Here is a 13,632-nt window from a genome sequence, read left to right on the forward strand (position 1 = left end):
GAGTGATACCCAAATTGCAAAGGTCTGGAACGCCAAGGCCAAGAACGGGGATCGTACATCTGGGGCTGGGGGCCTTTTTTCGTGCGTTTGCCTGCCCTGTTCTTGCTGATGCAATGGCGAAATCGGGCGGTGACTGGGGCGTTGTTGGCGTATCGCTACGCAGTCCGCAGACGCGGGACGCTTTACGTGACCAAGGATGGGCCTATACGTCGGTTTCGCTGACGGCAGAGGCCAGACAGCACCGCGTTATCGAGGTTTTGAATGAGGTTTTGTTGGCGCCTGATAGCCCACATGCCGTCCTTAAGGCGATGACTGATCCTTTGGTCAAGATCGTGACGCTAACGGTTACGGAAAAGGGGTACTGCCATTCACCAGCAACGGGCGTGTTGGAAAAGGCGCATCCCAGCATCGTGGCGGATCTGCGGGATGAGCTCCCGGTTTCTGCAATCGGGTATATTGTGCGGGCGCTTGAGCTTCGCAAGTTGGCAGGTCTGCGCCCGTTCACCGTTCTGACGTGCGACAACCTTCCACAAAATGGCCGGCTGGTGCGCAATTTGGTGCTTGAGTTTGCTGGGATGGTCGATCTGGATCTTGCGCAATGGATCGTATCAGAGGGTCGTTTCCCCTGCACAATGGTGGACCGGATTACGCCTGCGACAACGCAGGATGACATTGATCAGGTCGCGGATTTGACCGGATTTCATGACAGTGCGCCCGTGATGCACGAAAGCTTTGCCCAGTGGGTGATTGAAGACGATTTCGTGGATGATCTCCGTCCTGACTTTGCGTCGGCTGGGGCAGAGATGGTGACTGATGTTGTTCCGTTCGAGGATATGAAGCTGAGAATGCTGAATGGCACCCATTCGGCATTGGCCTACACCGGATATTTGGCTGGACATAAGACCATATCAGACACCGTGGCTGATCCTGTATTTGTCAGCTTTGCACGTGCGCTGTGGTGGGAAATTATTCCCACTGTTCATGCCCCCCGGCGTTGTCTTGCCCAACTATGCTGACGCGCTTTTTGCGCGCTACGCAAACCCCGCCATTCGCCACAAGACCGCGCAGATTGCGATGGACGGCAGCCAAAAGCTGCCCCAGCGTATTTTGGGAACGATCCGCGACAGGTTCGACGCCGGGCAACAGGCACCATTGTTATGTTTGTCGGTTGCAGCATGGCTGCGCTACATGGCCGGCATCGGTGATGCCGGTGATCCAATTGACGTGAAGGATCCGTTGGCCTGCCAGCTTAACTTGGCGACGGACGGGGCCCAGACACTTGAAGGTCAGATTTTTGCGCTGCTGTCATGCGAAGACGTGTTCCCGAAAGATTTGGCCGAACGGTTGGCATATCCGGTCACCCAAGCCGCGCGTGATATCCGCGATCTTGGAACGCGTGCGGCCGTCGCAAAAGCGCTTGGTCTATCGTAGGGCGCGGATCACGCCGCGCAGTTCAGCCAACCCGCGCAGGCGACCGATCAGCGGATAGCCGGGCTGCGTATCCAGCGCAGGGTCGGTTAGCAGATCGTGGCCGTGATCAGGACGGAAGTAGATTGACCTGCCGTTTTCGGTCTGGGCCGTCAGCAACGCATCAATCAGCGCGACCATGTCCGTGTCGCCATCCAAATGAGCGGCTTCCTCGAACGATCCGTCGGGGTCTTTGTGCACGTTACGCAGATGCGCGAAATGAATCCGGTCGCTGAATGTCCGGACGATCCCGACCACGTCATTGATCGGGTTCGCCCCGAGCGACCCGGAACATAAGGTGAGCCCATTTTCGGGCGCATCATAGGCACGCATGATCCACGCGATATCGTCCGCGTCAGAGACAATGCGCGGCAGGCCAAGAATGTCCCGCGGAGGGTCATCAGGATGAACGCAGAACTTCATATCAAGCTCTTGCGCCGTTGGCATCACTTCATCAAGGAACCGTTTGTAGTTGGCGCGCAGCCCATCCCGGTCAATCCCCCTGTATGATGCCAGCGCTTTTTTCAGTTGTGGAATATCGTAGCGGTCAAATGCGCCCGGCAGTCCTGACATGATTGCGCGCAGCAGGTTGGTGCGCGCCAGGTCGTCGCTTTGTTGAAACCAGACGTCGGCGGCTGCGATGGTTTCGACGTCATAGTCGTCGCGGGCGGCGTCGCGGCCCAGCATGTGCAGTTCAAAGGCTGCCATCTTTGGCGCGGAGAAGCGCAGGCATGTCCCGCCATTTGCCACAGGATGGGTCAAATCAGTACGCGTCCAGTCGAGCAGAGGCATGAAGTTGTAGCAGACGGTTTTGATCCCCTCTGCCGCGAGGTTCGCCATAGACTGCCGGTAGTTTGCAAAAAGGGCAGAGAGGTCGCCCTCGCCTTTCTTGATGCGTTCATGGACCGGCAGGCTTTCGACCACGTCCCAGGTGAAACCAGCCTCTACAATCTCTGCGCGACGTTTGGCGATTTTGCTGCGTTGCCAGACTTCGCCGTAGGGGATTTCATGCAGGGCCGTGACGATCCCTGACGCGCCGGTTTGCGCAATCTGTTCAAGTGAAATTGCGTCAAAGGGCCCGAACCAACGCCATGTTTCTTGCATCTTTGATCCTTGAGATTGAATGCGTGTCTAGTGTTATCGCATATTTTCTAGGTCGGAAGTAGATGGTCTGGCAACGGCACCAAAGCGCCCTTTTGGCCGATCACATGGCCGGCCACGTCAGAGCCAAGCCGAATGGCGCTTTGCACAGATCCGGTTTGATGCAGTCCCACCAGAAAACCTGCGTTGAAGCTGTCACCCGCAGATGTCGTATCCACGATGCGTTGCATAGCAGGCGGCGTGACTTCTCCGCAGTTTCCTTGATGACTGTAGCAAACCTTGCCTGCCCCATTTTTGACTATGACGGTTGATGCACCGGCATTCAGGTATCTGTCGCAGGTCGCCGCAATATCTGCATCGCCGAAATGTATGGCTTCGTCATCATAAGACGGCAGAACGATATCGCTGACCCCAGCCGCCTGCATGACTGCATCGGTCATGGCGTTCGTCGTTTCCCAAAGCCGGGGCCGCAGGTTAGAGTCAAAGACAATGGTTTTTCCCGCAGCCTGCGCGTTCATCAAGACATCGCGCAGGGTTTCGCGGCCGCTTTCGTCGAGTATCGCCATTGTAATGCCTGTGAAATAGATCACGTCCGCATCCACCGTTGCAGTTTCCAGCTGGGTCCGGTTGTTTGCCAATTGTCGGGCGGCCGACATGTCGCGCCAGTAAGAAAAGCTGCGCTCTCCGTTGCTTAGACTGATCATATAGAGCCCGACAGAGCGATCTGTGCTGCGCGCTATATGGTCGATATCGATGGCGGACTGCTGCATCATCAACAGCATTTCGTTTGAAATCGCATCTTGTCCGACACGGCTAACAAAGCGCGCGGTCCAATCGGGGGCGAGCCTTTTGACATACCAAGCGGTATTAAATGTGTCGCCCGCGTACCCGATCTTGAATGTGTCAGACTGTTCGGTGGGTGCCATTTCAACCATGCACTCTCCGATTGATACAAAACGCGGCGCTGTGCCGGAGCCAGCAGAATTTTTGGCATTGAACATGGCGAAGAACGCTTCCTTTTTTCAAACTGGTATACTATCATACCAGTTAATGAAAGTCCGCTATGACCGGCCTGTGATTCCGTGTGCTGCGTTATGGATGATCAGCCGAAAAATCACGTACGCAGGCCACCTTGCGTACCCATGGAGTATACGAGAATGAGCAATTTTTCTGTTGTCGAGGTCGGTGAAAATGTCACGCGACAAGTGCTTGCTGATCATGCTGATCTGATGGTCGTCGCTTTTGGGTTTCACGCCGCTGGTGCCGAGGGCGCGCTGCATCATCACGTGCATGTGCAATCAACATTTGTTGAGAGTGGTCGCTTTCGTTTCTCGGTCGATGGGGTCGAGACGGAAGTCGGACCCGGCGACAGCTTTGTAATTCCGTCAAACGCCGTGCATGGCTGCGTTTGCCTTGAACCCGGACGGCTTGTTGATTGTTTCACGCCGCGCCGGGATGATTTTTTATGATGCACCTGCCGTGCATGCAACTTCCCCGAAAGGATGCTTTATGACGCTTAAGACTGAATCCCGTTATGCGATTGACCCGACAATGGCCAAGTCGCTTGATACCGAGGGGCTGCGTCAGCATTTCCACAAAGACGGCCTTTTTGAAGCCGGTGAGATTAATCTTGTCTACACGCACTATGACCGTCTGATCCTTGGATCTGTGGTGCCTGCGGGTGGCACACTGACGTTGGATCATGTGGCCGAAACCGGCACGCCGGGTTTTCTGGATCGCCGCGAAATGGGTGTGTTGAATATCGGCGAGACCGGTGATGTCACTGTTGGCGGCGAAACCTACAGCCTTGAGAACGGCGAGTTGCTGTATGTTGGTATGGGTGCCGGGCCTGTTGATTTTTCGGGTGCCGGACGGTTCTACGTGACGTCCTCGCCAGCGCATCGCACTTGTCCAACAAAGCTGATCAAACTTTCTGATGCGCGGCGTGTTGAATTGGGATCGCGTGAGGCAGCCAATGAACGGGTGATCATTCAGTTCCTGCACCCGGACGTTTGCGAAACCTGTCAGCTCTTGATGGGCTACACCCAGTTTCAGCCCGGAAGCCTTTGGAACACAATGCCCGCCCACCTGCATGATCGCCGGATGGAGGCCTATTTGTACTTTGAAGTTCCCGACGACGCCCGCGTGTTTCACTTCATGGGGCAAAAAGATGAAACCCGCCATATCGTGATGGGCAACGAAGAAGCAGTGATTTCCCCGCCGTGGTCGATCCATGCGGGTGCCGGCACGGCATCCTACACGTTCTGCTGGACGATGGCGGGTGACAACGTGGATTTCACCGACATGGATATGGTTGGCATGGATGAACTGCGATGAACCCGTTTTCACTGGACGGTCAAACGGCGCTGGTGACGGGTGCAAATACCGGCATTGGACAGGCTATTGCCGTTGCGATGGGTCGCGCTGGTGCACATGTGATTTGCGCGGGTCGGTCAGCCTGTGACGAAACGGTCGGGCTGATCGACAGCGCCGAGGCGCTGATGATCGACTTTGCTGATCCGATGGCTGCGGCTGATGTGTTTGCCGCGCGGAAGGTTGATATTCTTGTCAACAATGCGGGCATAATTCGCCGCAACGATAGCGTTGACTTTACCGAGGCCGATTGGGATGCCGTTATGGATGTGAACCTGAAGGCGGTGTTCTTTACCTGTCAGGCGTTTGCAAAGGCGGCCTTGCCCCGTGGCGGCGGAAGCATCGTCAATATCGCGTCGCTGCTGTCGTTTCAGGGGGGATCCGCGTTCCAAGCTATACGGCGTCCAAGCATGGTGTCGCTGGCCTGACGAAAATCCTTGCCAATGAATGGGCAGCAAAGGGTGTCAACGTGAATGCGATTGCCCCCGGTTATATTGAAACCAACAATACCGAAGCACTGCGCGCCGACCCCGATCGTAACAAGGCCATCCTTGACCGTATTCCGGCAGGCCGGTGGGGCAAGGCGGATGACATTGCTGAGACAGCTGTGTTTTTGGCATCACCGGCGGCGAATTACATTCATGGCGCCGTGCTGAATGTTGATGGCGGTTGGTTGGCGCGCTAGACCGCCGGCAGGCCAGGATATCAGATTAAAAAAACCTGCGCGGGTTACCCCCGTGCAGGTTTTTTTGTTCAGCTGAACAACATACCACCGTTGATATCGACGTTTGCGCCGGTGATGAACGCTGAGTCGTCACATGCAAGGAACAGCACAAGGTTGGCCACGTCTTCGGGCAAACCTTGGCGCTTGACCGGGGCGTTCGCCTCATACCCGCGGCGGGCAGCATCCGGTGTGTGGATGTTGTGGAAATCGGTGTCGATCATGCCGGGGCAGAGCGCGTTGACGCGGACCTTTGGCCCAAGTTCTTTGGCCAGGCCCCGTGTCATTGTCATGACAGCACCTTTGGACGCAGCATAAGCCACAGATCCCGGGCCGCCGCCGTCGCGACCGGCCTGGCTGGCGAGGTTGACGATAGTGCCTTCGTTCATGTGCGGACCCACGGCCTTGATCATCAGGAATGTGCTGGTCAGGTTCAGTGACATCACGTTGTTCCAGTGTTCCAGTGACATTTCTGCGAACGTCTTGCGGGCGATCAGGCCCCCAGAGTTGTTGACGAGCACATCGACACTGCCGAACTCCGCCACGGTTTTTGCGACCAGCGCATCGACGCCTTCGGGTCCGCTCAGGTCGCCCTGCAAGGCAAACGCGTTGCCGCCAGCCGCTTTGATTTCGGCGACTGCGCTGTCGGCCCCATCAGAGCTGGCGAAATAGTTGATCGCAATATTTGCGCCCTCGGCGGCCAGTTTTAGTGCAACGGCCCGACCAATGTCGCGGCCGCCGCCGGTGATGATGGCTGTTTTGCCTGCTAGTTTCATGGGATGTCCTTCTTTCTATGAGGATTGGTCGGCGTTAGGCGCCAACATCGAATGTTTTGGGGACGACGACCTTAAAGCTGCGGTCATTGGCGTCGGTGAAATAAAGATCGCAGTCATAGCCCTGATCATCGAGGAAACTGAAAATACGACGCGGCGCAGAGAGCGGATACGGCACGAAAAGCGTGGCAATCCGGTGGCGGATCGCCTTTGGGAATTTGGCATGCATGCAGGTGCTGACCGGTAACCCATCATATTCGCCGGGGTCGACGTCAGGGAAGCCAGTGTCTTGTGACAGTTTTGGCGCGCCTGCCTCGGACCACAGGAATTGCCCATAAAATCCCGCGCGTTCACCGGTATAGCGGAACGTCGTTTCGCCCAGGGCCATCGGGGCGTTTGTGTGCAGGAGGAAATCAATGTCCACTGGTTCGTCGGCGTCGATACTGTCAACAAAGATGAAGTAGGTGTTGTTCACGAAGTAGACGTCGCGGGTGACGGATGTGACTGCTGGTGACATGCACTTGTAAGCGGCAGTGGCATCGCCTTGGATGAAAATATGATCGCCCCGGTCTTCGGCGATGTTGATTTTGCCCGACGACGCCATCGCCTGCACTTTGTCGCCGCCGGCGTATTGACCCTGACCGTTGATCAGGATGCCGTTCTTTGAGACTGTCTGCCGCCGCCAGTTTTGGTGCATCGTGCTGTTGAAGGCAATGTAATGACCGGACTGAATTGCAAGATCTTCGCCAAAGCCTGCAATGCAGATCGCGTTTTGGTCGCCGTGGCTGTGGCTGATCGCGCCGAAGGGGGATGATTTCATCACGAATTGGATGTGGTTGTCGGGGTCTTGCATCTGGTGCTGGATCGCGACCCAACCGATGCCTTTGAACCAGCGCAACTGGTCGTCATCTGCCGGTGGTGTTGCCTCGATCATGGGGAAATCGGTTTGGTAGGCGAGTTCGTCGAAATTGAAGTCCCACCAGCCCCAGTTGTAGAAAGCCATTTCAGTGCCGGGGTTCGTGCGTTTGATTTCGTCGTAGTACCATTGATAGGCGCCATTGCCTGTCACACCGGCAAATTGCCGCAAATTGAATCCGATTTTCACAGCCGGCAGGTCGCCCATCGTGCTATCATCGCCGAAGGTTGCGCGACGGGTATCCGGCGATTTGGTGTAAAGTGGGAAATCACCAGTGCGTTGAAAGAACGGCCGCTTGTAAAGGTCGATGCCCGTATAGCTTTTCAGCAAGTTGGCGGCGTCAATCAGATAGGCCATGCCGGTCATCCAATAGTGCGGGCCCTCGGCCCAGCCACCGTCGCTATCCCCCCACGGGGAATAGACTGTGGACAGAAATTCGATGGAATAGTTCAGCCAGTCTTCGGCCTCTGGTGCTTCGTCCAGCATCGCGATGGATGCCGGGATCAGCACTGCCGAAACGGCGCGTACAGCATGGCTGTCGAAGGGGAACAGATGGATGTTGGCGTGTTTGATGATGTGATCGGCGGTTTCTTTGGTCCGTGCGAGCAGGGCCTTGAGCACGAATGCGCGTTCCTCTTCGTCCAACTGATCATGCAACCAGTCGTATCCCCAAGCCAAAGCGACATTGACGCGAAATGCCCATTCGTCGGTGTAGCTTCGTGATGTTGTGCCCGCCGGGTTCCATGCGGCAGCAGCCATCAGCCATTCTTTGGCGCGAGCCAGCATTTCAGCGTCTTGGGTCACCTGCCCACCAACAGCCAAATGGCGGATTGCATAGAGCAGTTCTTGCAATTCGATGTAGGTCTTGCGCCAAACGCTCGCGACACGTTCATGATTGGGGTAGCCTGCGGGTTCGGCCATGATGTCCCGGTCCATCCACGGCAGGACGGACTTTTCAAAGAAGGTGGACCATCTGCAATGATCAGGGTCTTTTGCGATGGCCTTTTTGAATGTGGCAAGGCGGTCCGGCGTCATCCAAAGACGCGGATGCGCGCGTGTCGCTGAGGTCAGACGTGTGGCGCGCAGGGGCAGGGGCGTTTCAGGCAGGTTGGCCGTGATCGTGAATGCACGGTCACTGCTCCATGCCGTGATTGGTTTGCCGGCGGTGTCGCAGACCGCATAGGACCAGACATAGTCGCCGGCGGGCAGTGTCATGTCAGGCGTGAAGAAGTTGAGTGGGATGCCGGGGTAGGTGTGAGTGGCCTTGGCTGGGTATTTGGCATTATTGGAAATGCGCAGGATGTATTGCGCTTCATCTTCGATCACAGGCAGCCAGCTAAACCGTGGCGGGTTTTCCGCCAAAACGGTGTCCGCTGTCGGGCCATATTGGATCGTTAGTCGACCAGCATTTGGTTCATCGAGCATCGCGAGAGCGGACATTGTGGTGGACTTTCTTGAGATGTGAGTCTGGCGCGAGGAGCGGGCATGCCGCTCCTCGCCTTGGTTTGTTGTGAGTGGTTAGCCGCCGTACTGACGGGCGTAGGCCGAGTTCATGACCTCAAGAAGCTCTTGGTAGCCCATGCTGTCGAGCGTCGCGAGATATTCGTCCCAGTCGTCGTTGACGTTGCTATTGCCAAGGATCCATCCTTGCTGGCGCTCAAGCATGTAGTCGCGGATTGATGCGAAAGTGCGGTCATAGACGTGTTGTTCTTCGGCGTTGAATGCTACACCAAGGAACTGGTCCACGAGGTAGTCGCCTTCGTCGTAGAGTGCGATGCCTTCGAGTGCGAATTCGTTGGACCATTGTTTTTCATATTCGAAGTCCTGAAAATAACCCCGCGCCTGAAGTTGTGCACCAATCTGATAAAGTTGGGCGTTCACGGGCGTTTCATTTGTCAGAACTTCCTCGGTGAATTGAGGTGCGCCATCAACCATCGTGTAGTGTTCGCCCTCAACACCAAAGTTCGCCAGGCGGCGACCCTCTTCGGTGAACCAGAAGTCAAAGTACTTGATGGTTTCGACAGGATGTTCATTGCTGGCCCCAATCGCCCAGCCGTCCGGCTTGATCGGGATACGGCGGTGCTCGGCCATACGCACGCCAGAAATTGATGCAGGTGGTGCAAAGGCTTCGATACGGAAGCCTTCTACGCTACCCTGGAGTGTTGCGTTGTAGCTGGATGTGGACGCAAACCAATCGTGTGTCATCCCGCCGAGGTTTTCGCTTAACAGATAGTCACGGCTTGCACTGCCACGCGTAAAGATCTCTGGGTCCACGAGACCCATTTCGTACCAGCGGGCAAGATTGGCAATCCCTTCACGGTAACCTTCGCCGGCGTAGGGATGCGCGAGAGTATTTTCCGCTGTGATATAGAAATCATGGTAGGTGTCAGAGCCCGACGAACGCCCGTCCCAGAGTGTGACAAGGCGGATAAGCTCGGGCCATGCACGCGCAAAGTACGGGATTTCGTCGGCAAGCCCGTTACCGTTGGGGTCATTGTCGCGGAATGCGATCAGGACTTCTTCCATCTCGGCGACGTTTTGGGGTGCCTCAAGGCCAAGTGCATCAAGCCAGTCCGTGCGAACGAAATACGCACGACCATATTTGCCGTCTGGAAGATATGGGATGTAGTACATGTTGCCGTCAGCGGCAGAGATGGCAGATGCGATTTCAGGGCGCTCTGCAAAGTAGGCGGCCAGGTTTGGCGCATGTTCTTCGATCAGATCATTGAGCGGATAAAACGCACCTTCGGGGCCATACTGGTTCACGAAGTCTTTGATCCGGCTTGAACCAACGATATCTGGGATGACACCGCCCGCTAGCATCAGGTTCAGGGCTTCCGTCTTACCGGTATTTTCGTCGGTGCGCATGTTCGCACCCACCGTGTCATCAATCAGATGTATATTGGTCATTGCACGCGCCGCGACCTCGACGGGCCAGTCCTCTTTGTAGGTTGGATAGCGGGCGTGGTTCATCTGGATTGTCAGCTCCAGTGGTTCGTCAACGATCAGCAGATGGCCGTCGGCCAGTGCCGGTGCGGCCAATGCTGTTCCCGCGAGTAACGCAGCTGTCATAGTCAGATTTCGCATAGTTTCCTCCCTTATGCGTTTGATTGTTATTCCTTCACGCCACCCAACAGGATGCCCTTTTCGAAGTACTTTTGAATGAAAGGGTAGACGATGATGACGGGTATGATTGAGCAGGCGATGATGGCGGCCGACACCGTTTCGACCGAATAGGGCGCATTGAAGAGGGTCGCCGTAAATTCATCATCATTCGACAGCGTCGCAATCGTATGGCGCAGGTAGACCTGTAGCGGAATTTTCTCTTCATCTCGCAGCAGGACCATGGCCCAGAAGAACCCGTTCCATCGTGATACAAGGCAAAAGAGTGCGACAGTCGCAATGGCGGGTTTGGCAAGCGGCACATAGACTTTCCAGAGAACCTGGAAATCGTTGGCACCGTCCATGCGGGCGGCCTCCTCGAACGAACTTGGGACCCCTTCAAAGAAGTTGCGCAGCAGGATCAGGTTAAACCCGTTCACAGCGAACCCGATAATGATCCCAAAGTAGCTATCAAGCAGGCCCAGATCGCGCATGTTCAAGAAGAACGGGATCAGGCCCGCATTGAACCACATCGTGAATGCCACCATGAGGTTGAAGAAACGTCGCCCAAAGAGTTGCGGGCGCGACAGCGCATAAGCACCGGGTATCAGGAACGCGAGGCTCGTGAGTGTGCCAAAGATCGTGTAAAAGAAAGTATTGCCGTACGATACCCAGAACAGGCGCTGAGAGAGAATGTATTTGTAGGCCTCAATCGTGGAATCGACCGGTGTTAGCACCACTTGACCGGCACGTGCCGCGAAGCCCGAACTCAAAGACAGTGAGCCAATATAGATAAACGGATAAAGCGTGGAGAGCGTAAAGATCGCGATCAGCACCATGTTGATGATCACGAAGGTGCGGTCACCGCGTGAGTACAGGTTCAGGTTGGCCATGTTATCCTTCCCCTACCAAAGCGATGTGCGCGAATAGCGCTTTGCGATTGAATTGGCCCCAATGACCAGCACGAATGCTACCACCGCGTTGAACAGTCCTGCCGCGGCTGCGAAATCGTACTGCCCGTTTTGTAACCCCTGCCGGTAGATGAAGGTGTTGACGACGTCGGCGGTTTCATAGGTCGACGGCTGATACAGCAGGATGATCATCTCGAAGCTGACTTCGAGCATGTTGCCGATGCGGATAATCAACATGATGATAATCGTCGGCAGGATTGAGGGGATCGTGATTTTCCACATCATCTGCCAGCGGGACGCGCCATCGACGACTGCGCTTTCATAAAGTGTTGGCGACACCCCGGCGATTGCAGCGAGGTAAACGATGGATTGGAACCCCGCCTCTTGCCAGATGGTCGTACCGATAAAGATCGGTCGGAACCATTCGGGCTTTGTCAGAAAATAGATGGGGTCCAGTCCAAACCAACCAATCACAGTGTTGACGATACCAGCCGACGGCGAAAAGGCCGTGATCACGATACCGGCGATAATGACAGATGAGATGAAGTGCGGAAGGTAGACGATCGTTTGGGCTGTGGATTTGAACTTTTTGGCCAAAATCTCGTTGAACATCAGGGCGAGGATGATCGGGACAGGAAAGCCGATCAGCAGGCTCCAAAAGCTGATTGCAATCGTATTTCGTAAGGCGCGCACAAAGCCATCACTGCTAAAAAGCGTCTCGAAATGTTCAGAATCCGATCCACGGGCTGTCTGCCACGCCGCGAAAGATGCTGTAGTCTTTGAACGCGATTTGCAGGCCGTACATCGGCTTATAAAGAAAGACGACCAGCCAGACGACAGTCGGCAACAGCAGCAAATAGAGTTGCCAGTCGCGGCGTAGATGATCGGCGATACGCTGGGCGCGTGACCGCTGATCATAGAGCGGTGCTTTGTGTTTGTGCACCGCTTTGCTCATGCCACACGCGTCTGGCCGGAAAGGGCCATGCCTGTGTCTGCGTCAAAAATCTTGATCAGGTCGGGTTGCGCGGTAAAGCCGACGACGGCTTCCAATTTTGCCATGTTGCCAAGTGTTTCCGTGCGGATCACGAAGGGTTCATCGCCCACGGTTGTGTGCAACAGCGCCTCTGACCCCAGAGTTTCGACAAGGTCGAGGTCACAGGCAACCGATCCATCGGTGGCTTCGGTGACGATTTGCGCATATTCGGGGCGGATCCCAACAATGACTTCGCGCCCCACCGCATTTTGCAGTTCGTCGAGCTTTGGGAGGTTCAACTGCCCACCAGCAAAGCTTGCCATCGGTGCTGTATCACCTTTGGCAATGGTCGCCTTGATCTGGTTCATGGGTGGGGCGCCCAGGAAGCCCGCAACAAAAGCATTTGCAGGGTTCAAGAACAAATCCATTGGTGTGCCAACCTGTTCGATGCGGCCATCGTTCATCACCACGATCCGGTCGGCGAGTGTCATCGCTTCGACCTGATCGTGCGTGACATAGATGGAGGTGGCACCCAGCCGCTTGTGCAGCCGTTTGATCTCTGCTCGCATCTGAGTGCGCAACTTGGCATCAAGGTTGGAGAGCGGTTCATCAAAAAGGAAGACTTTCGGCCGACGTACGATGGCCCGGCCCATAGCAACACGCTGCCGTTGGCCGCCGGACAGATCTGAAGGTTTGCGTTCAAGGTAGTCGGTCAAACCAAGAATCCCGCCGACTTCTGCGACGGCTGCCTCGATATCAGTTTTACTTTCCTTTCGGATCTTCAGGCCAAACGCGATGTTGTTGGCCACATCAAGGTGCGGGTAGAGCGCATAATTCTGGAAAACCATTGCGACATCACGATCCTTGGGTGCGACCCGGTTCATGGTGCGGCCATCAATCGTCAGCATGCCGCCCGAAATCTCTTCGAGCCCGGCTATCATCCGCAAGGTTGTGGATTTTCCACAGCCTGAGGGGCCGACAAGAACGACGAACTCTTTCTCTTGGACTTCCAGATCGATGCCGTGCACGACCTGCAAAGCGCCGTATGCTTTGACGATGCTTTCCAACTGAACGCCGGACATTGCTTGTTCCCCTCCAAATGCGCGTTTGCGCAGGTCCCCGATTTTGAACGTGCCAGAATCGCTGACCACCTCAGAACTATGCCTAAGGAAAAACTGGAATACTAGTATTGATTTTGTCAGCGTTTCAGGTTCAACTGCGACCACGACTCGAAAAAATAGAAAACCCGTGGAGGCCGAAATCCGTTGGCCGCATCCCTTGAATCCCGCGAACGT

At 55.6% G+C, this 13,632-nt stretch carries 13 protein-coding genes and 1 pseudogene; 5 read left to right on the forward strand and 9 right to left on the reverse strand.

The window, feature by feature from the left end:
* Positions 1-2 precede the first annotated feature (2 nt).
* Positions 3-1,016 (forward strand): mannitol dehydrogenase family protein, encoded by a 1,014-nt coding sequence (locus tag ACZ1G5_RS13365; RefSeq protein ID WP_472733307.1) that lies wholly within the window; start codon positions 3-5, stop codon positions 1,014-1,016.
* Positions 982-1,431 (forward strand): mannitol dehydrogenase family protein, encoded by a 450-nt coding sequence (locus ACZ1G5_RS13370; RefSeq protein WP_472733308.1) that lies wholly within the window; start codon positions 982-984, stop codon positions 1,429-1,431. The genes ACZ1G5_RS13365 and ACZ1G5_RS13370 overlap by 35 nt, the downstream gene beginning before the upstream one ends.
* Here the strand turns inward: ACZ1G5_RS13370 and uxuA are convergent.
* Both uxuA and ACZ1G5_RS13380 read right to left on the reverse strand, forming a co-directional pair.
* On the reverse strand, positions 1,423-2,571 hold the full coding sequence (gene uxuA / locus ACZ1G5_RS13375; RefSeq protein ID WP_472733309.1) for a mannonate dehydratase: 1,149 nt from the start codon (positions 2,569-2,571) through the stop codon (positions 1,423-1,425). The genes ACZ1G5_RS13370 and uxuA overlap by 9 nt on opposite strands.
* Before the next feature lie 47 nt (positions 2,572-2,618).
* Positions 2,619-3,569, reverse strand: a complete 951-nt coding sequence (locus ACZ1G5_RS13380) for a sugar kinase (protein ID WP_472733310.1) — start codon at positions 3,567-3,569, stop codon at positions 2,619-2,621.
* 156 nt (positions 3,570-3,725) lie between these two features.
* On the opposite strand from ACZ1G5_RS13380, the gene ACZ1G5_RS13385 reads away from it, so the two are divergent.
* From ACZ1G5_RS13385 to kduD, 3 genes and pseudogenes are all read left to right on the forward strand, one after another.
* Complete coding sequence (locus tag ACZ1G5_RS13385; RefSeq protein ID WP_472733311.1) at positions 3,726-4,037, forward strand: cupin domain-containing protein; 312 nt, start codon at positions 3,726-3,728, stop codon at positions 4,035-4,037.
* Positions 4,038-4,077: 40 nt separating this feature from the next.
* On the forward strand, positions 4,078-4,905 hold the full coding sequence (gene kduI / locus ACZ1G5_RS13390; protein ID WP_472733312.1) for a 5-dehydro-4-deoxy-D-glucuronate isomerase: 828 nt from the start codon (positions 4,078-4,080) through the stop codon (positions 4,903-4,905).
* Positions 4,902-5,626: pseudogene (gene kduD / locus ACZ1G5_RS13395) on the forward strand (2-dehydro-3-deoxy-D-gluconate 5-dehydrogenase KduD). Before kduI ends, kduD begins: the two are co-directional and overlap by 4 nt.
* Positions 5,627-5,694: 68 nt before the next feature.
* Here the strand turns inward: kduD and ACZ1G5_RS13400 are convergent.
* The 7 genes from ACZ1G5_RS13400 to ACZ1G5_RS13430 form a co-directional block, all read right to left on the reverse strand.
* A complete protein-coding gene (locus ACZ1G5_RS13400; protein ID WP_472733313.1) occupies positions 5,695-6,438 on the reverse strand; it encodes an SDR family NAD(P)-dependent oxidoreductase in 744 nt (247 codons plus the stop codon).
* Between the two features lie 34 nt (positions 6,439-6,472).
* The gene (locus tag ACZ1G5_RS13405) at positions 6,473-8,791 is read right to left on the reverse strand and encodes a DUF4962 domain-containing protein (RefSeq protein ID WP_472733314.1); all 2,319 of its coding nucleotides are present in this window, start codon (positions 8,789-8,791) and stop codon (positions 6,473-6,475) included.
* A gap of 78 nt (positions 8,792-8,869) precedes the next feature.
* A complete protein-coding gene (locus ACZ1G5_RS13410; protein WP_472733315.1) occupies positions 8,870-10,438 on the reverse strand; it encodes a type 2 periplasmic-binding domain-containing protein in 1,569 nt (522 codons plus the stop codon).
* A gap of 26 nt (positions 10,439-10,464) precedes the next feature.
* Positions 10,465-11,346, reverse strand: coding sequence for a carbohydrate ABC transporter permease (locus ACZ1G5_RS13415; RefSeq protein WP_472733316.1), 882 nt, complete (start codon positions 11,344-11,346; stop codon positions 10,465-10,467).
* Positions 11,347-11,358: 12 nt separating this feature from the next.
* Positions 11,359-12,057, reverse strand: a complete 699-nt coding sequence (locus ACZ1G5_RS13420; RefSeq protein ID WP_472733317.1) for an ABC transporter permease — start codon at positions 12,055-12,057, stop codon at positions 11,359-11,361.
* 34 nt (positions 12,058-12,091) lie between these two features.
* On the reverse strand, positions 12,092-12,319 hold the full coding sequence (locus ACZ1G5_RS13425; protein ID WP_472733318.1) for a hypothetical protein: 228 nt from the start codon (positions 12,317-12,319) through the stop codon (positions 12,092-12,094).
* On the reverse strand, positions 12,316-13,419 hold the full coding sequence (locus ACZ1G5_RS13430) for an ABC transporter ATP-binding protein (RefSeq protein ID WP_472733319.1): 1,104 nt from the start codon (positions 13,417-13,419) through the stop codon (positions 12,316-12,318). Before ACZ1G5_RS13430 ends, ACZ1G5_RS13425 begins: the two co-directional genes overlap by 4 nt.
* Positions 13,420-13,632: the final 213 nt, after the last annotated feature.

Source organism: Yoonia sp. JB2-21 (assembly GCF_055693545.1).